The organism is Bernardetia sp. Wsw4-3y2 (genome assembly GCF_037126295.1).
Taxonomy (GTDB): domain Bacteria; phylum Bacteroidota; class Bacteroidia; order Cytophagales; family Bernardetiaceae; genus Bernardetia.
In genome coordinates, this window is record NZ_CP147017.1 from 3,746,161 (window position 1) to 3,769,091 (window position 22,931).

At 30.8% G+C, this 22,931-nt stretch carries 21 protein-coding genes and 1 tRNA gene; 9 read left to right on the forward strand and 13 right to left on the reverse strand.

From position 1 onward, the window contains the following. Positions 1–646 precede the first annotated feature (646 nt). Together V9L05_RS15390 and V9L05_RS15395 are read left to right on the forward strand one after the other, a co-directional pair. Complete coding sequence (locus tag V9L05_RS15390; RefSeq protein WP_338792386.1) at positions 647–1,843, forward strand: peptidoglycan DD-metalloendopeptidase family protein; 1,197 nt, start codon at positions 647–649, stop codon at positions 1,841–1,843. Between the two features lie 217 nt (positions 1,844–2,060). After that, entirely contained in the window at positions 2,061–3,002 is a 942-nt protein-coding gene (locus tag V9L05_RS15395) for a DUF368 domain-containing protein (protein ID WP_338812748.1), read from the forward strand. 239 nt (positions 3,003–3,241) lie between these two features. On the opposite strand, the gene V9L05_RS15400 is transcribed toward V9L05_RS15395, so the two are convergent. Both V9L05_RS15400 and V9L05_RS15405 read right to left on the reverse strand, forming a co-directional pair. Continuing rightward, positions 3,242–3,403, reverse strand: coding sequence for a hypothetical protein (locus V9L05_RS15400; RefSeq protein WP_338812749.1), 162 nt, complete (start codon positions 3,401–3,403; stop codon positions 3,242–3,244). Between the two features lie 130 nt (positions 3,404–3,533). After that, complete coding sequence (locus V9L05_RS15405) at positions 3,534–4,169, reverse strand: methyltransferase domain-containing protein (RefSeq protein WP_338792382.1); 636 nt, start codon at positions 4,167–4,169, stop codon at positions 3,534–3,536. Positions 4,170–4,611: 442 nt separating this feature from the next. Here V9L05_RS15405 and pyrH point away from each other — a divergent pair, with 442 nt between their 5' ends. The 6 genes from pyrH to V9L05_RS15435 all read left to right on the forward strand — a co-directional run bounded on the left by pyrH (position 4,612) and on the right by V9L05_RS15435 (position 8,700). Next, on the forward strand, positions 4,612–5,349 hold the full coding sequence (gene pyrH / locus V9L05_RS15410; protein ID WP_338812750.1) for a UMP kinase: 738 nt from the start codon (positions 4,612–4,614) through the stop codon (positions 5,347–5,349). 102 nt (positions 5,350–5,451) lie between these two features. Beyond that, the gene (locus V9L05_RS15415) at positions 5,452–5,808 is read left to right on the forward strand and encodes a hypothetical protein (RefSeq protein WP_338812751.1); all 357 of its coding nucleotides are present in this window, start codon (positions 5,452–5,454) and stop codon (positions 5,806–5,808) included. A gap of 104 nt (positions 5,809–5,912) precedes the next feature. Further along, complete coding sequence (locus V9L05_RS15420; protein ID WP_338792379.1) at positions 5,913–6,251, forward strand: metalloregulator ArsR/SmtB family transcription factor; 339 nt, start codon at positions 5,913–5,915, stop codon at positions 6,249–6,251. Positions 6,252–6,352: 101 nt separating this feature from the next. Further along, the gene (locus V9L05_RS15425; RefSeq protein WP_338812752.1) at positions 6,353–7,264 is read left to right on the forward strand and encodes an arsenite methyltransferase; all 912 of its coding nucleotides are present in this window, start codon (positions 6,353–6,355) and stop codon (positions 7,262–7,264) included. An 88-nt stretch (positions 7,265–7,352) separates the two neighbouring features. Continuing rightward, entirely contained in the window at positions 7,353–8,093 is a 741-nt protein-coding gene (locus tag V9L05_RS15430; RefSeq protein WP_338812753.1) for a protein-tyrosine-phosphatase, read from the forward strand. Positions 8,094–8,193: 100 nt separating this feature from the next. Next, positions 8,194–8,700 (forward strand): GNAT family N-acetyltransferase, encoded by a 507-nt coding sequence (locus V9L05_RS15435; RefSeq protein WP_338812754.1) that lies wholly within the window; start codon positions 8,194–8,196, stop codon positions 8,698–8,700. Between the two features lie 10 nt (positions 8,701–8,710). On the opposite strand, the gene V9L05_RS15440 is transcribed toward V9L05_RS15435, so the two are convergent. Beyond that, on the reverse strand, positions 8,711–9,331 hold the full coding sequence (locus V9L05_RS15440; protein ID WP_338792375.1) for a hypothetical protein: 621 nt from the start codon (positions 9,329–9,331) through the stop codon (positions 8,711–8,713). Positions 9,332–9,556: 225 nt separating this feature from the next. Here V9L05_RS15440 and V9L05_RS15445 point away from each other — a divergent pair. Next, a tRNA-Gly gene (locus V9L05_RS15445) sits at positions 9,557–9,629 on the forward strand. 266 nt (positions 9,630–9,895) lie between these two features. Here V9L05_RS15445 and V9L05_RS15450 read toward each other — a convergent pair. The 10 genes from V9L05_RS15450 to V9L05_RS15495 form a co-directional block, all read right to left on the reverse strand. After that, a complete protein-coding gene (locus V9L05_RS15450; RefSeq protein WP_338792374.1) occupies positions 9,896–11,470 on the reverse strand; it encodes a PglZ domain-containing protein in 1,575 nt (524 codons plus the stop codon). A gap of 372 nt (positions 11,471–11,842) precedes the next feature. After that, positions 11,843–13,153 (reverse strand): DEAD/DEAH box helicase, encoded by a 1,311-nt coding sequence (locus V9L05_RS15455; protein WP_338812755.1) that lies wholly within the window; start codon positions 13,151–13,153, stop codon positions 11,843–11,845. Between the two features lie 103 nt (positions 13,154–13,256). Further along, positions 13,257–14,540 (reverse strand): GlmU family protein, encoded by a 1,284-nt coding sequence (locus tag V9L05_RS15460; protein WP_338792372.1) that lies wholly within the window; start codon positions 14,538–14,540, stop codon positions 13,257–13,259. Between the two features lie 254 nt (positions 14,541–14,794). After that, positions 14,795–15,547: a DUF434 domain-containing protein gene (locus tag V9L05_RS15465; protein ID WP_338812756.1), complete on the reverse strand. Its 753-nt coding sequence runs from the start codon at positions 15,545–15,547 to the stop codon at positions 14,795–14,797. Between the two features lie 522 nt (positions 15,548–16,069). Next, positions 16,070–17,185, reverse strand: a complete 1,116-nt coding sequence (locus tag V9L05_RS15470) for a DUF4837 family protein (protein WP_338792370.1) — start codon at positions 17,183–17,185, stop codon at positions 16,070–16,072. A gap of 237 nt (positions 17,186–17,422) precedes the next feature. Further along, positions 17,423–18,037, reverse strand: a complete 615-nt coding sequence (locus tag V9L05_RS15475) for an NgoPII family restriction endonuclease (protein WP_338812757.1) — start codon at positions 18,035–18,037, stop codon at positions 17,423–17,425. 67 nt (positions 18,038–18,104) lie between these two features. Then, positions 18,105–19,013, reverse strand: coding sequence for an IS982 family transposase (locus tag V9L05_RS15480; protein ID WP_338812758.1), 909 nt, complete (start codon positions 19,011–19,013; stop codon positions 18,105–18,107). A gap of 104 nt (positions 19,014–19,117) precedes the next feature. Further along, positions 19,118–19,321 carry an NgoPII family restriction endonuclease gene (locus tag V9L05_RS15485; protein WP_338812759.1) on the reverse strand — a complete coding sequence of 68 codons (204 nt, stop codon included), beginning with the start codon at positions 19,319–19,321 and terminating at the stop codon, positions 19,118–19,120. Beyond that, the gene (locus V9L05_RS15490) at positions 19,318–20,349 is read right to left on the reverse strand and encodes a DNA cytosine methyltransferase (RefSeq protein ID WP_338812760.1); all 1,032 of its coding nucleotides are present in this window, start codon (positions 20,347–20,349) and stop codon (positions 19,318–19,320) included. The genes V9L05_RS15485 and V9L05_RS15490 overlap by 4 nt, the downstream gene beginning before the upstream one ends. A 195-nt stretch (positions 20,350–20,544) precedes the next feature. Beyond that, positions 20,545–22,398 carry a fasciclin domain-containing protein gene (locus V9L05_RS15495; protein WP_338812761.1) on the reverse strand — a complete coding sequence of 618 codons (1,854 nt, stop codon included), beginning with the start codon at positions 22,396–22,398 and terminating at the stop codon, positions 20,545–20,547. Between the last annotated feature and the right edge of the window lie 533 nt (positions 22,399–22,931).

Below are 22,931 nucleotides of genomic sequence, written 5' to 3' on the forward strand. Positions count from 1 at the left end.
TAATAAAATTAATAAATCAGATAATATTCTTTTGTATTTTTACAAAAAATAACTAGTTATTAATTAAATACAAATAAGAATTAAAACTTATATTGACTTATTTCAAAGTGATTAAATTTCTTACCAATATAGTAAAGGGTTGTAAATTAGACAAATACAAAACCTTTTATTTGAAAATTATTTAATAATTATTTTTTGAACACAACATTATTGCTAGAATAAAAGACTAAAAATTAAAGTTTCTTAGAAACTAACATAATTTTACTAATATTACCTAGTCAAATAATGTTTTGCAAACCATGTGCCATGAAAGTTATAATAGTGTATAATTCAACTATATACAAAAAGATTATAAAATTCTATTGGCTTTATAAGATTGGTCTTCTATTAAAACGACATACTTCTGTTTTTCTTATTTAAGAAATGAATAAAATTCAAACAAATTGCTCTTTGAAATTAAAACTCAAGCAAATGCAATTGTCCAAACAGAAAAATGTGTAACTTTGTAGTAAAGTTAATAAAATTTTATCATAAACAAGACTTTTTGTACTAAAACATATTTGTCTAAACCTTTAGTTGGTTCTGTAAAAATAAAACACTGACAAGTGTATAAGCTCATTCATTATATAATAAATACCTTTTTAACTTGACAAATTTACTCAAACCATTTTTTGTAGCCCTATTTTCTTTATTTCTGTTGTTTGTGAATATCAATGAGAGTTTTTCTCAACGCAAAAAGCAACTTGAAAAGGAACGTTCTACTATTTTGAATCGAATTACTAATACAAATCGAATCTTAAAAAGGACACAAAAAGAAAAGAAAACTACTATTAGTTCACTTTCTGCAATAAATGGACAAATAAATCAGCGTAAACAACTTGTTCGTGTTATTGGAAAAGAACTCAAACTATTAGATGAGTCAATAAGAGAAAATCAAAATATTGTAGAATCATTAGAAAAAGATTTAGCAGAACTAAAGCACGAATACGGCATTATGCTTTATTTAGCATATAAAAATAATAGTCGTTACGAAAAACTTTCTCTTCTTTTAGCTTCTAATTCTATTAATGAACTCTTAGCTCGTTTGCGTTATTTTCAAAAATATAATTTACTTCGCAGAGAACAAATAAAACAGATAGAATATGTTAGACAAAATTTGAGTAAACGAACTTCTCAGCTTCAAGAAAACAAAACAGAAAAACAATCACTTTTAAAAGTTCAAACAAAAGAAGAAAAAGAACTCGCAACTTTAAAAGAGAAGCAAAAGCAAATTCTTACTACCTTTAAAGTAAAAGAATCTAAACTATTAGCAGATTTGAGCAAAGAACGAAAAATATTAAAAGAAGTTGATAATTTGATTAGTAAAACTATCAATAATTCTGAATTTTCGGCGAGTCTTTCATCAAGTGAGAAAATGACTTCTACTTCTTTTGCTAAATCTAAAGGAAGAATCGTTTGGCCTGTCAAAAATGGCTTTATTTCAGCTCATTTTGGCATTCAGCCCTATTTACCAGAAGAACAAGGAAAGCCTATCGTGAAAATAGAAAAACTAGGAATTGATATTCAAACACAACCCAACGAACCTGTACGTTCTGTTTTTGCAGGAAAAGTAGTTGATGTAAGTGAAATTGCTGGGCGAGGTTACTTAGTTATTATCCAACATGGAGATTATTTTACAGTTTATTCTCGTTTGAAGTCTGTCAAAATAAAAAATGGCGATAAAATAAGTGCAAAACAGCCAATAGGCACAGCTGGAAGTTATAAAGATGATACCTATGAAATTGAATTTCAAATTTGGAGACATCAAGAAAAGCTCAATCCTGAACAATGGATTAGTAAATAAATTTAGATTTTAGGATTCTGACCTGCAAAAGCAGCGAAGCTAATTTAGAATTGCAATGTTTGTAATTTTTGTTCTATTTCTAATATCTAAAATCTAACTTCTAATTTTATTTTTTAAAACACAGAGTTACAGATAACACAGAGAATAAAATTACTTTTTTTGTAAAGTGAAATTGAATTTAACTGATTACTGGTAACTACTTACTGATAACTGATTTATGAAAAATCCAATTTTATGGTATTTGAAAGGAATGGCAATGGGTGCAGCCGATGTAGTTCCAGGAGTTTCTGGTGGAACAATTGCTTTTTTGATGGGGATTTATGAACGCCTTTTGGAAGCGATTGGGAGTTTTTCTATTCCTACTTTGCGTTTACTTTTTAAAGGAAAATTTAAAGAGTTTGCACAGCAAACAGATTTAGTTTTTTTGATTTGTCTTTTTGCAGGAATAGCAACCAGCATTATTAGTTTTGCTAAATTATTCAAATATTTATTAGCCAATTATGAAATACTGACAATGTCGTTTTTCTTTGGACTTATCATAGCAACTGTTTGGGTAGTTGGAAGAAGAATAAAAGAATGGAATATTTCAGCTATTATTTGGTTTTTGATTGGCGCAGCTTTGGCAATCGGAATATCTTTTAGTGGACAGGTAGAAGGGAGCTCTAATCCTTTTTATTTATTTCTGTGTGGTTTTATTGCTATTTGTAGTATGATTTTGCCTGGAGTTTCGGGTTCTTTTGTGCTTCTTCTTTTAGGAAATTATGCGCTTGTTATTGGTGCTATTAGCGATTTACCTTCTGCTATTATAGCTTTTGATGTAGATGGAATTATTGCAGGTCTTTGGATAATTGTTCCTTTTGCATTAGGTGCTATTACTGGGATTCTGACTTTTGCAAAAGTGCTTTCTTGGCTTTTTGATAATTATGAAAATTCTCTTTTAGCTATTTTGACAGGCTTTGTTTTGGGTTCGCTTTCAATTATTTATCCTTGGAAAAAGGTTTTGAGAAGTGAAATAATACATGGAAAAGAAAAAGTGTTGGAAACAATGCGCTACATTCCAGAAATAGATACACATTTCTTTATGGCTCTTGGACTTATGCTTATTGGTGCTATCTTGGTAGCTTCTATCGAATATTTTGGCAATAAAGAATTGAGGTAGAGATTAATTTATTACAATAGTAAGTTTAAGTTTTGTCGCTTTATTATGAAGTTGTTTAAGAATACTCTTTTTCCTTAGCACTAGGTTTGCAAACCTAGTGCTAAGGAAAAAGAACATAGCCTTTGTTGGTGTTTTAGCGTAGCGACACCAACAAATATACACTCAAAATCTATTCTTAAACAACTTCTATATAAAAAAACGTTTCTAGAATAGAAATCTAAAAACGGTTTTTGTATTTACTATTTTTTATCAGCATCACTACTAACAAAATTATTTCTTATATCATCTTTGTCAAGTGTTCTGTATTTTCGGTGGCGCATATAATCCATAAAATAACCTGCTGCTGGGAAAAGCACAGACATTACTAGGATAAATACGATTAATGCCATTTTGCTGCTCATAACTATATTTTTTTAATGGTAAATTATTAGTGAAATACAATAAGATTTTAAGTGATTGTTATGTAAAATAGTTTTGTAACTAATTATTCAAATGGTATTTCTCTTACCATTTATCACTTACAACTTATCCCTACTTAATCATTTCAAAGAAGAGTTCTGTTCCTTGTCTTGGTTTGATGCTATTGTAACATCTTTTTAAGTTCTTTATTTCAAAATAAGGTTCAAAAATTTCTCTGTACTCGTTTGCATTCCCTCCAAAAGGTGGGCTATCTTGTTCTTCTCTAATTGGAAAATCAAATAAAAGTCCGATTAATTTTCCGTCTTTTTTCAGAAGCTCATTCATTTTTTTTGCGTAATCTGTTCTTAAACGTGGGTCTAAAGCACAAAAAAAAGTTTGTTCGACAATTACATCAAAGAAATTAAAGTATTCAGAGTTTTCTCCTTCAAATTTAAAAAAATCATCTTGAATCAGATGTTCTTTTGGGAAATCAGGACAGCGTTGTGAAAATTTCTCTAAAGGTGCAGCAGCCAAGTCAATTACAAAAACATTAGAAAAACCTTTTTTATGTAAATATTCAGCTTCATGGCTACTCCCACCACCAGGAATAAGAATTCTTAAATTTTTATTTTCTTCTGACTTTTCAAGTAATTTGTCAAAATAAGCTACCAAAGGAGGACTAGCATAACCAATATCCCAAGGCGTATCTGAATCTTTGTAACGATTTTGCCAATAAGCAGTGTCAAAAGAAGTAGAAGAAGTATTCATAAAATGAAAATTATTTGTGTGTTTGTGATGCAAAATTACAAATTTATCAGTGAAAAGTAGCACAGATTTTATGCGCAGTAGAATAATTACAACTTTCCATTTTTAAATTATAGAATTCTGACAAAAATATCGTATTTTTGTAGCAATGCACCTAAAAAAAAACAACCCTAATAAATTGTCGTTTATGAAAATTTCAAAAACACATCTAATTAGCTTAAAGCACAAAACATTAAAATATGAAACTTTTGTAGTTTCTACTTTTTCTATTTTCACTAGAAATATTTACTAACCGTTTACTTTTTTAAAGATAAACGGTTTTTTTATGGAATTTGATTTGGTGTTTTTTCAAATTATCAAAATAAAACTCTTAAAAAACGCAAAAAATACAATTACCCAATAATTTTATAGATTTTAATTCTCCAAATTCATATTATAAATCCTTATGTATAACTCAAACAACGCTTCAAATTATCGTTATCGTCGCATTTTATTAAAACTAAGTGGCGAGGCTCTTATGGGAAAACAACAGTTCGGAATTGATGCCGAAAGATTAGAACAATATGCACTAGAAGTCAAAAAAGCAGTTGATGAAGGTCTGCAAGTAGCTATCGTAATTGGAGGAGGAAATATCTTTAGAGGAATGCAGTCTCCTAAAATTGGAATTGACAGAGTACAGGGCGATTATATGGGAATGCTTGCCACTTCTATCAATGGAATGGCTTTACAATCTGCTCTTGAACAAGTTGGGGTTTATACTCGCTTGCTTTCAGGTATAAAAATGGAACAAATCTGTGAGCCTTATGTGCGTCGTCGTGCTATCCGACATTTGGAAAAAGGACGTGTAGTTATTTTTGTTGCAGGTTTGGGAAGTCCTTATTTCACAACAGATTCGGCTGCTTCACTTCGTGCCATTGAAATTGGTGCTGATGTAGTTTTGAAAGGAACACGAGTAGATGGAGTTTATTCAGAAGACCCAGAAAAAAATCCAGATGCAGTTCGTTATTCAAATCTTTCATTCCAAGAAGTATATAATAAAGGTTTAAATATTATGGATATGACAGCATTTACGCTTTGTAGAGAAAATAATTTACCAATTATAGTTTTTGATATGAATGAAGAAGGGAATTTATTGAAAGTATTACACGGAGACGAAATTGGAACATTGATAACAGAATATTAGAAATTTTAATTACGACCTGCCAAATAAGTGTAGCTAATTAAAAATTACGAATTACGAAAAAATAGTTTGTTACTAAAATCGTAATTCGTAATTTGATGAAATATGAATTCACCAAACATTAACTCTCGTTTAAACAGCTATTTTTATAATGGTTTTTTTGCTTATTTACTTGTTTATATTTCAGCAGGTGCATTATTTATTTTCTTGCCTTTTCTTTTTAATTTACGAATATTTGAAGATTTCAAAAAAGGAAAGCTACAGTTTTTTATAATAACTATCTTCATAACTTTACTAGCCATTTTTCAAATCTATTGTGTTAATGGCATACAAAAAGTATATGGTTGTTTGCGTTTTGGATCAACTCAATTTTCTCTAGGAAATAATGCTTTTGTTCTGATTGTGTTTTCAGTTATGCTTTGGGAAGCCTCAGTTTACCTTAGACCAAAATTATTTGTATGAATTTATTTTAAAAAAGGTTAAATAAAATAATCTAGCCAAACTAATAAATTTATTTATCGTAATATTGCAATATAAAGATTAGCCAAAAATCAATTTTACTCAAAATGGGACTTACCAAATCTGATATTTTTACTGAAAAACAAAACGAACTTGCAAACCTTGCAAAAGTATTGGGACATCCTGCACGAATAGCAATTTTGCAACACTTGATAAAAGTAAATGCATGTATTGGGGGAGATTTGGTAAACGAAATTGGATTGGCACAACCCACTATTTCACAACATCTTAGAGAACTCAAAAAAGTAGGAATTATACAAGGAACTATAGAAGGAACAAGTGTTTGTTATTGTATTGACCCTGAAAATTGGAAAACTATACAAGCTCTTTTTGATACTTTCTTTACTGATTTTACTTCAAAAATTGATTCTGATTCGTGCTGTTAATGTAGCTTACGCTTTAGCGTGAGAAAAACTGTAGCGTAGGCTTCAGCCTTCGTTCATTGTTATTTTTAAATCATTATTCATCGTTAAATTGCAATAAACAAATGAAAACTCAAAATCTAAATCAAACCGAAAACAAAACTGAACAACAAATCAAAGATATGGTTCGTGAGCGTTACGAAAAAGTAGCTTTACAAGACAAAGCTCTTAATGCTTCTTCTTGTTGTGGAACTACAGATTCTTCAACAGAAGTTTACAATATTATGTCAGAAAAATATGATAATCTAAATGGCTATAATTCTGATGCAGATTTGGGCTTAGGTTGTGGACTTCCTACACAATTTGCTCAAATCACAAAGGGTGATGTAGTGCTTGATTTGGGTTCAGGAGCAGGAAATGATTGTTTTGTAGCACGAGCAGAAACAGGCGAAACAGGAAAAGTAATTGGAATAGATTTTTCTCCTACAATGCTCAAAAAAGCTCGTCAGAATGCTGATAAATTAGGCTACAATAATGTTGAATTTAGAGAAGGAGATATCGAAACAATGCCTATTTCTGATAATTCTGTGGATGTAATTGTTAGTAATTGTGTATTAAATCTTGTACCCAATAAAAAAGCTGTTTTTGCAGAAATGTACAGAACTTTGAAAGATGATGGACATTTTAGCATTTCTGATATTGTGCTTTTGGGTAGTCTTCCAAAAGCTTTACAAGAAGATGCAGAAGTGTATGCAGGGTGTGTTTCAGGAGCAATTCAGAAAGAAGATTATCTCAATTTTATCAAAGAAGTTGGTTTTGAGAATATTACTTTACAAAAGGAAAAAGCCATTTTTATTCCTGATGATATTCTTCAAAAATACCTTTCTGAAGGCGAAATAAAAGAATTTAGAAATGGAAGTACAGGAATTTTTAGTATTACTGTTTTTGCTCAAAAAAATCCTTCTTCTGAGTCTATAAAAAAAGAAATTATTCAAGAACAAAAAAATGTGTGTAGCCCAAATAGTGGCTGTTGTTAATTTTTTTTACCCATAACTAAAGTTATGGGTTTCGTTTTTCAAAGCTTTAAATATTTATTTTAATCACTTTTCATTAAACATTACAAAAATGAAAACTTCAAATGTATTTCTTTCTTTATGTATTATTCCTTTCTTGATTTTTAATTTTTCATCTTTTACTTCTTTATCTAAAATGGGAAAAAATAAGTTGTATCCTAAACTTCAAATTTACTCTGAAAACTTAGCTTCTAATTTTGAAACTATTGATGAGGAACGTAAATTAAAATTACAAGAAATTGGAGATTACATAATTAAGCAAAAAGAATCATCAGAAAAAGTAGATGTTACTGTAATCTGCACCCATAATTCACGTAGAAGTCATTTTGGACAAATTTGGTTACAAGTTGCTGCTTATTATTATGGAGTAGAAGGAATAAATACTTTTTCAGGAGGAACAGAAGCAACAGCCTTTAATTCTAGAGCCATTGCAGCATTAGAAAGAGTAGGTGTAAAACTAGAAAAAACAACTGCTTTTGAAGGAGAAGAAAATCCTGTTTATTCTATGTCAGTAGGTAAAAATTATTCAAAAACAATCATGTTTTCAAAGAAATATACACACAAACAGAATCCTCAAAATGGCTTTGCTGCGATTATGGTTTGTAGTGATGCTGACAAAAACTGTCCTTTAGTTATGGGAGCAGATGCTCGCTTTGCAATTCCATTTGAAGACCCAAAAAACTCTGATAATACACCTAGCGAAGAGCAAGTCTATAATGAGAGATGCCAACAAATAGGAACAGAGTTTTTCTTTGTGATGGATTATGTCAAAACCAAATTGAATAGAAAGTAATATTTTATTTTAGCATTATTAGGAAAGCATTTTGTTTTTTAGAAAGCAAAATGCTTTTTTTATGAAATAATATTTTTACTACCACAATCAATTTCAAATAATGAAACTTACCACAGAAAGAACAGAATTAAATTTAATTCAGAAAAAAGATTTTAAAGAACTTATTGCCTCTTTTAGAGAAGAAAACGCTGTAAAATATATAAAACACCTTCAAAATTTATCAAATAGTGAATACACAGATTTTTTAGAAAACAAAAGAATACTTTCTGAGAATCAACATCTTTACTATTGGGTTGTCAGAGAAAAAGAGACTCAAAAATACATTGGAACAATGGGAGTAATGCCTTATTTGGGTTCTGATTCTGCTTTTCATATTGGTTTCCGTATTTCAAAAGACTTTCAAGGAAAAGGATTTGCTACCGAATTAGGTAAAACAGTCATTGATTTTGTCAAAAATAAACTGAAACATCAACAAATTTTTGGGTTAATAATGGAAGGTAATATCGCTTCACAAACTTTACTTAAAAAGTTAGAATTTCACTTTTTGAAAACTGATTTTAATACTGATTACCAAATTCAGTTAGAAACATATAGGTTAATTTTTTAAACAATGAAGTCTATTTTTTGATTTCAAACTCTTTTACAAGTGCTGTAAATGGAATTGCTTTTACTTTTTTACCCTCTAAAAAAAATATTACTTGTTTTGTATTGCCTATAATAATTCCTTTTTTTACTTCATTATCTACAAACCGTAATGAAATAGGAGTTTGTTCTTTTGTTTTTTCTGCTGCTAATTCGCCATAAAAATCTGCTGAACCATAGAGGTAATAGAGAAATAAAAAAATAAACGAAAGATAACGATATAGATTATAATATGACTTTTTGTTTAATCCAAAGACAAGTTGGAGGTAAATTTTTGGATATTTTTTTTCAATAAATAAATCAAATCTATAAATAAAATAAGCGATTAAACAAGAGCCAAAAGTGAAAAATAAAATAGTTATATCAGAAAAAGGAGCTACTAAAAACTCAAATATATCAGCATAATCAAAGATATTGATTCCAAACTCAGAATATTTTTGGTAATTAAAAAGCATTCCAATAGCCACAGCAAGAATATAAAAGATGGAAATAATACTTTGAGCCTCCTTCAATAAAGCCTCATATTTATCTTTAATTAAGCCCTCATTGTGAGTTTGGACTTCAATATGAGATTCTGAATTGGGTTCTGATTGCATAGATTTATCTTGAGATTATAATTTTATTAATGATACATTGTAGAGTAAGTAATCGAATTTTCCTATTTATTACTTTGAAATTATTTTTTTATTAAAATCTATCAATAAGTTTTGGTTTTTTTAAAAAAAGTATTACCTTTGTCATCACAAAGACGGAAGGTCTGTGATTTATATCTTAAATAAAGAGGTAAAATCTAAATATTAGCTTACCTAAAGTTAAAAAATGCGAAAGTAGCTCAGTTGGTAGAGCGCAACCTTGCCAAGGTTGAGGTCGCGAGTTCGAGCCTCGTCTTTCGCTCAAGTTTACGGACTTCACATGGAGAAGTAATTCTTTTAAGTCATTCGTAAAAAAGCGATATAAAATATCTATTTGAATCGAAAATATTCTTTTAGAATCAAAAAAGTCATACAATTATTTAAAATTGTATGACTTTTTTTGTACAGTTTATTGAATTTATGAGCATTCTTATTCTATCCTGAAAAACAAAAAACTCAGACAGTTTAATAACTATCTGAGCTTATATCTAACTAATTTAAGTATTTGAATAAGATAACTAAAAATTGCTATTTTGCTTCTAATTCAATGAAAGGAATTATCATTTCCTCCATTGAAATTCCTCCGTGCTGAAATGTATCCTTATAATATTTTACATAGTGATTGTAATTATTTGGATAAGCAAAAAAGTAGTCTTCTGTTGTAAATACAAAAGTAGTTGAAACATTCTGACGAGGTAAAAAGAATTTTGCAGGGTCTTTAGCTACTAAAACATTTTTAGGATTATAATTTAAATTTTTTCCTTGTTTGTAACGCAAATTTGTATTGGTATTTCGGTCACCTATAATTTTATAAGGACGTTTTGTACGAATTGTTCCGTGGTCAGTGGTGATAATCAAACGACCATTTACTTCTGCAATTTTCTTCAACATATCCCACAAAGGAGAGTGTAAAAACCAAGATTTAGTTACTGAGCGATAGGCAGCTTCATCAGGTGCAAGTTCACGAACAACAGCTGTATCCGTACGAGCATGAGAAAGCATATCTACAAAATTATAAACGATAACGTTAAACTCGTTTTGTTGTAGATTACTAAAATTCTCTACTAATTGTTTACCTTGATGATTGCGAAGAATTTTATTGTATGTTGTTTTTGTATTTCCAAAACCAAATTCTTTCATCTGTCTACGTAAAAATTCATCTTCAAAATTATTTTTTCCTCCTTCATCTTGGTCATCTACCCAAAGATCTGGGTGTTCTTCTGCCATTTCAGAAGGCAAAAGTCCAGAAAAAATAGCATTACGAGCATACGCTGTAGTAGTTGGTAAAATAGAACAATATACCTTTTCTTCTTTAACTGTAAAGTATTCTGCTAAAAGTGATTCGACAACTTTCCATTGATCATAACGCAAATTATCTATCAAAATAAAAAATAAAGGGCGTTCTTCATTTAGTTTTTTATCTTCTAAAAGAGGAAAAACCCATTCTCCCATAATATCGTGCGACATCATCGGATATTCATCATCACCTGCATCATTCAACCAATATTCATAGTTATTTTGAATAAATTTGGCAAAGCTAATATTAGCTTCTTCTTTTTGAGATTCTAAAATCTCTTGCATACTTTGATTTTCAGTATCTTCAATTTCAAGTTCCCAATAAATTAGTTTTTTATAGGCTTCTATCCATTGTTCAAAATCTAAATCATCTTGAAAAATCATTGAAAGGTTTCTAAAATCTTGCTGATAATTCAAATTTGTCTTTTCTGTAACCAATCTTTTTTGGTCTAAAATCTTTTTGATAGAAAGAAGAATCTGATTCGGATTGACAGGTTTTATCAAATAATCAGCAATTTTTGCACCGATGGCATCTTCCATAATATGCTCTTCTTCACTCTTAGTTATCATAATGGCAGGCAAAGAAGGACGAACAGATTTTATAGCTGTAAGTGTTTCTAAACCAGACATTCCTGGCATATTTTCATCTAAAAATACAATATCAAAATTATGTTCTTCAACGGCTTCAAGGGCATCTGCACCACTATTTACAGCTTTTACATCGTAGCCTTTTTTCTCTAAAAATAAAATATGAGGTTTGAGAAATTCAATTTCGTCATCTGCCCAAAGAATGGAATATCGTTGCATAAAGGAGGGTTTAAGGATCTTAATTTACATTATTTCTTGTTCAAGCATTTGCTTGGACGCTCTTTTGAGCAAGCGTATGCTTGCAAAGTCATTAGTACAAGATAGAAACTTGCACTAGAATAAGACTTATTTTCTAGTAAAAATTTATCGTATCGTTATAATCTGGTTTTGTTTATTCAATTATATTCCTATAAAATCTCACAAATATACACTTTTTTGAAGTGAGAACAATTTAAAGAACTCTAAAATAGGTTTTTAGTTTCTGCACTAGATAAAAAAATAAATACTTTTCAGTTTGCTATTAAATCAAAAGCTCTCATTTATTAAAATAAAGGAGAGCTTTTTTTTAAAAATAAATTTTGTAATTCGTAATTATTTCTTAGGTTTTCTCTTTGATGTACTTCTATTTTTCTTTTTACCTATATCTTTTGGATTTAGATAGCGTTTTTTATGATGAAAAGCTCCTTTATAGGTTGGATCTTCTCTCTGTTTGATAAAATCTAATGCCTTTATTAGTTTCTGATTTTCTTCGAAAGGTGTTTGTGTAATCTCTACTTCTGTTGGAATTCTTTCATTTGGGATTTTTTTTCCAATCAGTTTTTCAATTCTTTTGATATGATGAACATCCAAAACATTGGCAAAAGTAATGGCAATGCCTTCTTTTTCTGCTCGTCCTGTACGCCCAATTCTGTGTACATAATCATCGTACTGTTTCGGAACTTCAAAATTAATAACGTGACTTACATCACTTACATCTAATCCTCGTGCAGCTACATCTGTCGCTACAAGTATTCGAATATCTCCATTTTTAAAATCACTAAAAGCATTACTTCGTGTATTTTGATCTTTGTTACTATGAATTACCCTTACACTATCATCTACCTTTCTACCCAAAAATTTATAGACATTATTTGCAACATCTTTTGTTCTTGTAAAGACGATTACTTTATTAAATTTCTCTTTATCCTTGAGTAAATAATCTAATAAATTAATCTTAGTTCTGAAATTAGGAACTTCATAATATTTTTGCTCAACTGTTTCGGCTGTAACCGAAATAGCCGAAATATTTATTTCCTCTGGGGATTCTAAAAAATCCTCTGTCAATTTTACAACTTTCTCTGGCATTGTAGCAGAAAAAAGGGCATTCTGACGTTTTTTGCTAGAAATAATTTCTAACAAACGATTGATTTGTGGCATAAAACCCATATCCAAAATACGGTCTGCTTCATCCATTATCATCGTTTTGATTTGACGTAAATTCAATTCATTTCGCTCATAAATATCCAATAATCGTCCTGGTGTTGCGATAATCAAATCCATTCCTTCTCTCACTTGTTCAAGCTGTCTTTTTATACTTCCACTTCCACCATACAAAGCAACGGCACGCAAATCAGTATATTTACCAAGTACCTCAAAATGTTCATGAATTTGAATAACCAACTCACGAGTAGGCGCAAGAATCAAAGCACGAGGATTTTCGCCTTGTGCATATTTTAGTTTCATCAAAAGAGGCAACATAAAAGCAGCCGTTTTTCCTGTTCCTGTTTGTGCTACACCAATTACATCGTGTCCTGCCAAAAGCAACGGAATTGCCTGTTCTTGAATCGGACTCGGTTTTTCATATCCAGCTTCTTCAATGGCATTTAATAATTGACGGTTTAATTTAAAATCTTCAAAACTCATTTTTTATTCTTTATTTAACCATCATTGAGGCTCAAATGCAGCCGTCAACGAGGTGTTTAATTTGTATTTGTAATTCCCAATCTCCATTCCCTAATCCCCAATATCAACTAAACATTGGATTCGATTCCCAAAATCTATAATTATCGGTATCTTCAAAAACGTGTTTCATTATTTTGCGCTCGGTTTCTGTAAATGCGACATCTCTACGACTCATCATGCGCTCTGCTGTTTTGAAAAGAGCGTCTAAGTGTGTCGATACAAATTTAGTTTGGTGATTGCCATTTCCCCACGCAAAAGAAGGAATAAATTTCGGTGGAAAACCTTCTCCAAAAACGTTTGCGCCTGTTCCTACAACAGTTGCTGTGTTAAACATCGTACAAATTCCAGATTTGCTATGGTCGCCCATTAAAAGTCCACAAAATTGCAATTCTGTTTTTTCATAATTTTCTTCTGCATAATTCCAAATTCTGACCGTTCCGTAGTTATTTTTTAGGTTGGAACAGTTGGTAGCTGCACCCAAATTACACCATTCGCCAATAACTGCATTTCCTAAAAATCCGTCGTGTCCTTTATTAGAATAACCAAAAAATACACAGTTACTCACTTCGCCACCCACTTTACAGAACTTTCCGATTGTTGTATCGCCTCGCATATTTGAACCCGTATTGATTACTGAACCTTCTCCCAAAGCAAAAGAACCACGAATGATTGCACCTTCTTCGATACTTGCATTTTTTCCAATATAAATTGAGCCTTTTTCTGCATTTAAAATGGCAGCTTTTATAGTTACTCCTTCTTCTATAAAAATGCGTTCTTCATTATATAAAACTGTATGTTTGTCTGTAACAACTTCACTTTTACGTCCTGTTGTAATCAAATCAAAATCTCGTTCAATTTCTTGTTTGTTTGAACGGAAAATATCCCAAGTTCTTTGTAAGAATTGGATATTTATTTTCTCTGTTTTCTGTTTGGCTACCTTTAAAGCAAAATCATAAAATTTATCTACACTTTTGAACTGCGTAAATGTTTTGAAAGCAATGAGTTGGTTTCCAGTTTCTGAAAAAATAGCTGTTTCTAATGGAAGAGAAACTAGTTTTTCAAAAACCTCTAAAGTTGGCAAAACTGCACCGTTTATATATAGATTTACAGTTTCATTCTCTTGGAAATGAATAGGAAATTTTTCTTGTAAATAATCTTGTGTCAGAAATGAAAAATGATGATTCTCAGTTTGTAAATGACCTGTATTTTTTAGAAAGTCATTGAAATATGTTTCGAATTTTTCCTTTATGGTCAGAATTCCGACACGCAGGTCAGCCACAGGGCGAGTAAAAGTAAAAGGCAACAAATGAGTGCGAAGTGAAGGAGAATCGAAAAAAATGATGTTCATGAATGAAAATGACAAGAAAAATGGATATAAATTTGAATTATTTTAATAAAGGTTATCACGATTATTTTTATATAACTATCTTCTAGACTCTTGAATAGGATAACAGGCTTCTTTTTATGTTCAGACAAGATGCCTGAACTACCATAAATGCAAACCGTGATAAGGTTTAATACTGCAAATTTACGTAAAAGTGAGTTAGAATTGTTATTTTTTTCCTGTTTAATTCTCTGACACTCTAAAGTATCGTGATAATTCTATTTCCTAAAGTCCAAAATCCAAGCTGAAGGAACATAATTTTTCACAATAAAACTACATAGATTTACCCATTTTGAAGCATTTATAGTAATCCAAGCATCACAAGAAGCAACAATGTGATTTTCATTTTGACTTAATTCTACAATAGATTTATCAGCATGTTTTTCTAAAAGAATATTCCAATTCCATTTCTTTTGTTCTGCCAAATCTTCCATAATTTTTTTTAGCCTTCCACTATTTGAAATGGGCGAATCCAAGACCCAAATGGTTTCTTTTATTTCAAGTTCTTCAATTACGTTTCCAATAAGTTCTAAAGCAGGAATTGTTTCTTCTACTTTTCGATAGGCTGAATGAATACTGGCAATATCACGCATACAACCATCTAAACCAATAAAAAGAGGGGCATTCGACAATGCACATTCCGTTGTAATAAGCAGATTATAACCATCAATAACTAAGGTAGAATTTAGTTTTTTGAAGTCAGAATGAATATCTAAATCAATGCTAATTTCATTTTTTTTTCTTAATTCTAAACTTTCTCTTTCTGCGCTGGCAGCATTTATGGCTTTTCGTTGTCGGTCTGTAAGTGAAAACTTATCACCTACAATTTTTAGAGATGCTTTTTGTGCATAGCCATTTGATAAAAGCCAAGACAAATCAGAAACAGCTTGTTTTAGATTATCAATATTTTTGTCGGTAAAAGCAGCATAATCTTTTGGATTTGCTCCTCTGTGTTTTTGTGAGTTGGGCATTTAAAAAAAATGTGAATTATAAATGGTAAATACAATACAGTAACAATGAAGTTGTTTAAGAATGGGATTTGTGGATATATTTGTTGGTGTCGCTACGCTAAAACACCAACAAAGGCTTTATTATTTTTCCTTAGAACTAGGTTTGCAAACTCAGTTCTAAGGAAAAATGAGTATTCTTAAACAACTTCAATGAATACATATAGATAATGATTCTAATTTATTTAATCTATCCTTATAATAAGTCAACTTGTGTAATAGGAAGTCTATTGATTACTCACAACTTGAATTATACTTAGAAGTTGTTTAAGAATAGATTTGTGTGTTTTTGTTGGTGTCGCTACGCTAAAACACCAACAAAAACAATAATTTTTATATAAACTAGGGTTGCAAATCCTACTTTATGGAAAAATAAAACTTTTATCCCTGTTCTGTGGCACACAGAACAGAATTTTACTATTCTTAAACAATTTCTTAATATACTTTCATTTACCACTTACCATTAATAATTTATCATTCCAAAACCTACGGTTCAAATGTCCATAAAATGCTTTCTACTTCACGAATATAATCACGCTTTTTTGAAGTAGGTGCAAAAATAAATCCTTCAATATAATATAATCTATTTTTCTCTTCATCAACAATCAAATATCCTAAGAAAGGACCTCCAGACGTAAGTGAAGTGAGTTTCCAAAGCGCACGAATTTCAATTGCATAATGACCTTTAAAATTAATTTCTTGTGAAAAATAAGGAACTACATCAGTTTGATCTGTTACATACGAGCCTCTATCTGGGTCTTTCATATACTTTTCTCCTAGCTCTCTTCGCCAAGCCAAAACACTGTCTGCATTTAATTGTCCTTGTGAGGAATAAGGTTTGTAAGCCACAAAAACATTTCTATCTCTTCCGTTGGCATTATCTATCAAACGCATGAATACAAAACCTGAATCTTGTTCATTTATATCTTTTGCTTCTTGATAACCATCTGGAATTCCTATCATGAAACCATGTTCTTTTTTGTAGCGTTCCATTTTCCCTGTTTGTGTTCCACCTCTAAAGGCTACTAAACGAGAACGTTCACGCTCTGTTTTATAAAAAATCTCACGCAATTTTTCTTCATTTGCCTTCATGTGTTTGATAAGTTGCTCGTCATTTTTACCAATCAGATAAACAACTTGCTGGTCTTTTGCATGTTCGTTTTGTTTTACAATCAAATAGGGCGTTGTATCGGCTTCTATTCTGTCCAAACTTTCTTTTGCAAATTTTTTGCGTAAAAGGTCGCTATCTGTTGATTTGCTGTCCAACGACAAAACCACAAAAATAGAATGATATTCTTCCAACAAATCATTTACTTTCTTTGGTGCAGCATGATAGATTTTGAAAATTGGTTCGGCAGGTTGTGGAAAACCTGGCATGGGTGCCATATAAAGTTCACGAACAGCAGCACCTAAATCTCCTTCCCATTTACTAGAATCCATTTGAAGCAATATTTCGCCACGTCCACCCTTTGAAGGAGGTAAAAAATCTTTATATGAAAATACTTTTTCATCTTTATTATCACTTGAACAGGAAAATAAAAAAACTCCTGTCAGTAGAAAAAAGGCTAAAAAGGCAAATTTGGTTATCGTCTGAAATTTCATTGAATATATTGAATTGATTTTTAAAGTCTTGATTTTGTTCTTTGTCAAACACCTAATGGTTTGTTTAAAGGAAACACTATTATACCACGAAAGTAACAAAAATATAGAGAGTTTTCAGACAAATTAACATCAGAAGTGAAGTAGAGGTTTTGTGTTTTTTGAATTTGGTGGAATATGTTGATTTTGTGGTTGTGTTAAAGTGCCAGTAATAATCAATAAAGCTTTTTTTGCATTTTATTAAACTATGTATTTTATCAATTTACAATCAATCAATTTTGCAGGGTTATTTGGGTCTTGTACTTGCTGATTTTCAATGCTAAATTCTATCTTATTAATTGATTCAATTTTTGTTCTACTAGATTCATTAAAAGAATTATACTTTTCTGTTGGCATAATACAAACTAATTCAAATTCTTTTTGGGTTGGAATATGTAAGTAACTAAATACCTTTCTAGGATTTTGAATCTGCCACATTCCTCTAATTCTCAAATTTGTAATCCCTAAAGAATCTACTTTATTTACCCTTCCCAATTCTTTAGTTTCTGCAAACTCTACATTGGGAATCGTGCCTATTCCTGCCGAAATCGTATTTTTTATTCTCTGATACGTTTCGTGACTTGCTGCATAAATATTTCCATAAACAAACCAGAGAGATTTTAAAGTGGTATCTGTTGTATGTCCAACACAATAAATTAAATCTTTTTCAGTCCAGTCTTCACAGTTTTTGCAATTTTGTGTAATCATTGGACTTAAAGAATTAATATTTGACTTTGGATAAGAACTATTTAAAGCCAAATCACTATTTGCGCTTTGTGTTTTCTTAACTTCAATGGCATCTCCTCCTTTTATCATAATATCAGGTGGATTATTTTGACTACCAAGCCATGAAAATTTTTCATTAAATAACGTGAACTCGGTATTATTTAGGTACAAATATTCTAGGTTTTTCTGGGTAGAAATGATAAGCTACTATTGTAGCTGCCATATGCGTAAATGCGTTTATAGGCTTCCTATGTCTAGAATGTTCTACGTCAAAAACGGAAATTAAAATATCATTTACAGATTCAATAATGGCTCTTTTTCTAAGTGTGTATTTTTCTTTCAATGTGATGAGTTGATTCTTCATATTTTTTTTTGTTTTAGTTATCATTTTAAGTCCCTTTTCATAGAGTTGTTCCCAAAGTTTTGTCAAATACCCTTTATCACCAAAGCAATTTCCTTTCAAATTTTTTAATAAATTTTTGAGTAGATCGTGGTTATTATCAGCCTTATTTGCTGCTGTAATTTCAAAAGCCATTACTTCTCCTAAATGATTGATGACTAAGTGAAGTTTAAATCCAAAAAACCACCCCATTGACCCTTTTCCTCGTTTTGCAATGTCTTTGAACACTTTATGAGAGTGAATACGACGATTATCAGAAACAACTATTTTCTTAGAATCAATGAAGTAAGTACCTGTTTCTTCACTTTTAGCACACAGGAGTTTGGCGAGTACATACATAGGTAAACTTACCCTTTCTATTAATTCTAAAAATCGGTTATAGGAGCAAAGTTTAGGAAAATAAGGGACTAAATCGTTACACACAAAACGTTGATAATAGTATTGAAAATTCTTATAACCTGAGTAATTATAATATACTAAAATAGTCATTATTTCACTAGCTGATAACTGGGGAACACGAGTAGGAGAAGGGGTGAAAGTGGAACTGCTTTTTGTTCCCACCCATTTACTAGATACATAAGATTGAGCTTGTAAACAGAACTCATCTACTAAATAAAAAATACCAATTAGGTGGTCTTCGTCGAATTTTATAGTTTTGTCAAACATAAGGCTAAAGAGGTTAAAGTTGAGTAGAGCTATTCAAAAATAACCTTTTTTAGCCTTTTTTGACAAAAATAACTGAAATAAGTAAATAAAACACTGAAAGTCAATTAGTTAAAACCCGAGTTCACGTTAAATAATTTCATTCGCTCTTTTTCATCATTTATATGAAAAGAGTTTGCAAACGCATCTTTGATATAGTTTTCCAAAGCATCTCCTACACTATTTGCTCTGTTTCTACCTGTATAAAATGATTTGATTTCAAAAATAGGGTTTTGAACAATAGTATAAATTGCCTCTAAAATATTTGTCATGCTGTTAGTTTTTCTTGTTGAATAAAATTATTTTTCTGATTATTCAGTATTTGTTCTTTTATGCTCTTAGCCAAAAAATAAGCTAAATTCACAGGAACAGCATTTCCAATCATTTTATAACCTGCTGCTACTTTTTTATAATAAAAGACAAAATCATCTGGAAAGGTCTGAATTCTTGCACATTCTCTAACACTTAATCTTCTGTATAAATGTTCGTAGTTGGGAACAAAAATACGCACATCTTTTTCTACCAATTCCATTTTTGGAGCTTGTGGGTGAATAGGCGCATGTCGTCCTCCTGCTTGAATGGTAAAAGATTGTTCACTCCAATCTCGCACTCGGTTTCTTGACATAAACATAGTTGAAAAGCCTCCTATCATATATTCGTGGTTCGGAATTTTGCAGCTATCACCATTTGTATTATTGAACTCTAAAGCTGGTAAAACATTGCTTTGCAAATCTGAAATAGCCGTTTCTAAAGTTACTTTTTCAAAATTTTCATTCGGAAATTTATACTTAAAATTTAAGTCTTTTCTTATACCAATAAAAAAAACTCGTTTTCTATCCTGTGGAACATTATAATCAGAAGCGTTGAGCATTTTGAAAGATAACTCATAACCCAAACCAGCATTTCTAAATAATTCTTTAATTCCTTCTAAGGCTTGGTTATGTTTTGAAATAAGCATTCCACTAACATTTTCAGCTAAGAAAAACTTGGGTTGCTTTTCTTCTAATATTTGGATAAAATCATAAAATAATTGTCCTCTTTTATCTTTTATTCCTCTTGCTTTTCCTGCTTCACTCCAACTCTGACAAGGAGGTCCTCCAATAATCCCATCACAATCAGGAACTTCATTAGCAGGAATATCTACAATACTTCTCTTGTCAAGAAAAGTGTTAGAATGATTTTTTTGATAGGTTTCCCAAATTTCTTTATCATATTCATTTGCCCAAATTACATCAAAACCTGCTTTTTGAAACCCTAAATCTAACCCTCCTGCACCTGCAAAAAATGAAACTATTTTCATTGTATATTATTTTTCTTTATCTAAACTAATAAAAAGTAATTTTTATACAAATATAAGATTTTTGTGAGGGAAATTAAAGACAATTTTTACTCTTTCCCATTCTCAATATATCAAACTAGTAACTCTGACCATAAAAAAAAGCATTTTCCTCTAAAAAAGAAGAAAAAGCTTTTTTCATTAACTAAAAAAAATAACTTACGGAAGCAGTACCATATCTATAACGTGAACGATACCATTTGTACCTTGTACATCAGTCAGAACAACTTTGGCAGAAGAATTTGCTCCCACTAAAGTTACTACTCCCTCAGCAATACTTACTTCTACGTCACCATTCAGTGTAGTAATAGTTTGTGCGTCTGATAAATCACTTGCAGCTAAGTTTTCACTAACTACATGATGTTGTAATATACCTGTAAGGGTCGGCACATCAATCTCATCTATTCCATTTATACCCAAAGCAATGTATAAAGAATCAAAAGCTGCGTTAGTCGGTGCAAAAACAGTAATTGGATTAGCTGTTGCTACAGTTGTCGCCAAATCTGCACGCAAAACAGCAGCTACCAATTCGGTAAATCCACCATTTTGTTGAGCTAATTCTACTACATTTGGAGGCATAAGTACATTATCAATAACGTGAATAACACCATTATCAGCATCCATATCAGCTTGTGTAACACTAATATTTTGAGTTCCATTTAGTTTCACACCATCTGTTCCATCTACAAGCAAAGAAACTGTTTCATCAGTTCTTCCCTCAAAAGTTGCAGGACTTAATGTAGAAACATAAAAAGGACTTTGAGATAAATCAGCAGCCATTTGTTTAGTTCCAAGTACGTGATACAACAATATATTTGAAAGATTAGGGCTATTCAATAAATCTTCTGTCGAATTAATATCAGCATTTGCAGCAATAAAAGCCTCAAAAGCAGCATTAGTAGGCGCAAAAACAGTAAGATTTGCATCTGCATTAGCTACTGCGCTCGTAAGATTGGCAGCTTGTAAAGCCTGCAACAAAATACTAAAGTTTGTATCTGCTGTTACAATGTCAGCAATTGTATTAGTTTCTTCAGTTGGAGGAACTAAAACTTTATTGATTACATGAACTACTCCATTTGAAGCCGAAATGTCAGCTTGTGTAACCTGTGTATCTTCATTCAATGTAATCGTACTTCCATCTACAGTTACTTCAATAGAAGCATCTGTATTAAGAGTAGCTAACGTGCCAGCATTGATTTGTGAAGATGTAAGTGTTCCATTTGCTACATGATAAAGCAAAATAGGAGTTAGGGTTGCTACATCAATATCAGCAATTCCATCCACACCAAGTTCAGTAAAAAGAGCTTCAAAAGCAGCATTAGTAGGCGCAAAAACAGTATATGCTGTTGTTCCGTCTAACGTAGAAACCAAATCTGCTTTTTGAAGAGCTTCTACCAAAATACTAAAATCTGGATTTTCAGTAGCAATTCCTACAATAGAAGGTGTTTCAGGTTCTAAAGTAAAATCACTAGGAACAAGAACTTTATCAATCGTATGAATAACACCGTTTTTTGTATCAGTATCAGCAGCAGTCACGTTGGCATCATTTACCATAATAGCATTTCCATTTACCGAAATACTTAGTGATTCACCTGAATTTAGAGTTGGAATAGTAGCACCATCTGTAAAAGTACTGCTCTTTCTATCGCCTGATACAACATGATAGGTCAAAATTTCAGTTAGTTGCTCTTTTGTCAGTTCTTCTAAAGTAACTCCTTGCTCAACAAGAAAAGCACTAAAGGCTGTATTTGTAGGAGCAAAAACAGTATATTCTGTTGTTCCTTCAAAAGTAGATACAAGTTCAGCTTTTTGAAGAGCTGCTAAAAGTGAAGAGAAATCGGACTCAGCAGCTACCACTTGAGCAATGGTATTAGTTGGAGTAGGATCAGGCTCAGGATCGTCATCATCGTCAGAACAAGAACTAAGTACAATGCTAAATGACAATCCAATTGTCAAGCACAAAATAAAAATACGAAAAGTGTCATTAAACGAGTTTAAAATTGACTTTTTCATAAAATAAGGTTTAAAAAATAAATGTTTTGTTTATGCAACTTAGTTGCAATAAAATTTATAAATAATTATATTGTCTGTAGATAATTATTTATAAGAAAACATATAAAATAAATATTTAAATTAATTAATTATAACATTCGGAAGTATATAATTTATAAAATTCACTATTACTAACAGTATATTAATTTAATTGTTTTCTTTATTTTGTTAAATTTTGCTAGGTTGTTGTTAGTGTAATTACTCAAGAAAAAATTCTGTCACAAAGACAAGGAAATTTTGTTGAAATCTTTTGTTTTGATAATCAAAAAATGATATTTGGTCTAACAAAGAAAATAATTAGGAAAAATATACTACAAATGAAATAACATAAGAAATCAGTCAATCAGAATCAGTTTTAGAAGTCTATATATTAAGTTGTCAGATGTTGAAGGTTTATTGATAAGTTGAATTTTAACTTTGCTCATTTATCAATTTTACATCTCAATAGGTTTGAGTAGGCATTTTCAAAACTATTGTCAGAGTTATTTCGGATT

Excerpts from the sequence above, each read along its gene's own strand:
- V9L05_RS15395 (WP_338812748.1), top strand. The coding sequence starts at position 2,061 with ATGAAAAATCCAATTTTATGGTATTTGAAAGGAATGGCAATGGGTGCA.
- V9L05_RS15400 (WP_338812749.1), bottom strand. The coding sequence starts at position 3,403 with ATGAGCAGCAAAATGGCATTAATCGTATTTATCCTAGTAATGTCTGTG.
- V9L05_RS15405 (WP_338792382.1), bottom strand. The coding sequence starts at position 4,169 with ATGAATACTTCTTCTACTTCTTTTGACACTGCTTATTGGCAAAATCGT.
- pyrH (WP_338812750.1), top strand. The coding sequence starts at position 4,612 with ATGTATAACTCAAACAACGCTTCAAATTATCGTTATCGTCGCATTTTA.
- V9L05_RS15415 (WP_338812751.1), top strand. The coding sequence starts at position 5,452 with ATGAATTCACCAAACATTAACTCTCGTTTAAACAGCTATTTTTATAAT.
- V9L05_RS15420 (WP_338792379.1), top strand. The coding sequence starts at position 5,913 with ATGGGACTTACCAAATCTGATATTTTTACTGAAAAACAAAACGAACTT.
- V9L05_RS15425 (WP_338812752.1), top strand. The coding sequence starts at position 6,353 with ATGAAAACTCAAAATCTAAATCAAACCGAAAACAAAACTGAACAACAA.
- V9L05_RS15430 (WP_338812753.1), top strand. The coding sequence starts at position 7,353 with ATGAAAACTTCAAATGTATTTCTTTCTTTATGTATTATTCCTTTCTTG.
- V9L05_RS15435 (WP_338812754.1), top strand. The coding sequence starts at position 8,194 with ATGAAACTTACCACAGAAAGAACAGAATTAAATTTAATTCAGAAAAAA.
- V9L05_RS15440 (WP_338792375.1), bottom strand. The coding sequence starts at position 9,331 with ATGCAATCAGAACCCAATTCAGAATCTCATATTGAAGTCCAAACTCAC.
- V9L05_RS15450 (WP_338792374.1), bottom strand. The coding sequence starts at position 11,470 with ATGCAACGATATTCCATTCTTTGGGCAGATGACGAAATTGAATTTCTC.
- V9L05_RS15455 (WP_338812755.1), bottom strand. The coding sequence starts at position 13,153 with ATGAGTTTTGAAGATTTTAAATTAAACCGTCAATTATTAAATGCCATT.
- V9L05_RS15460 (WP_338792372.1), bottom strand. The coding sequence starts at position 14,540 with ATGAACATCATTTTTTTCGATTCTCCTTCACTTCGCACTCATTTGTTG.
- V9L05_RS15465 (WP_338812756.1), bottom strand. The coding sequence starts at position 15,547 with ATGCCCAACTCACAAAAACACAGAGGAGCAAATCCAAAAGATTATGCT.
- V9L05_RS15470 (WP_338792370.1), bottom strand. The coding sequence starts at position 17,185 with ATGAAATTTCAGACGATAACCAAATTTGCCTTTTTAGCCTTTTTTCTA.
- V9L05_RS15475 (WP_338812757.1), bottom strand. The coding sequence starts at position 18,037 with ATGATAAAAGGAGGAGATGCCATTGAAGTTAAGAAAACACAAAGCGCA.
- V9L05_RS15480 (WP_338812758.1), bottom strand. The coding sequence starts at position 19,013 with ATGTTTGACAAAACTATAAAATTCGACGAAGACCACCTAATTGGTATT.
- V9L05_RS15485 (WP_338812759.1), bottom strand. The coding sequence starts at position 19,321 with ATGACAAATATTTTAGAGGCAATTTATACTATTGTTCAAAACCCTATT.
- V9L05_RS15490 (WP_338812760.1), bottom strand. The coding sequence starts at position 20,349 with ATGAAAATAGTTTCATTTTTTGCAGGTGCAGGAGGGTTAGATTTAGGG.
- V9L05_RS15495 (WP_338812761.1), bottom strand. The coding sequence starts at position 22,398 with ATGAAAAAGTCAATTTTAAACTCGTTTAATGACACTTTTCGTATTTTT.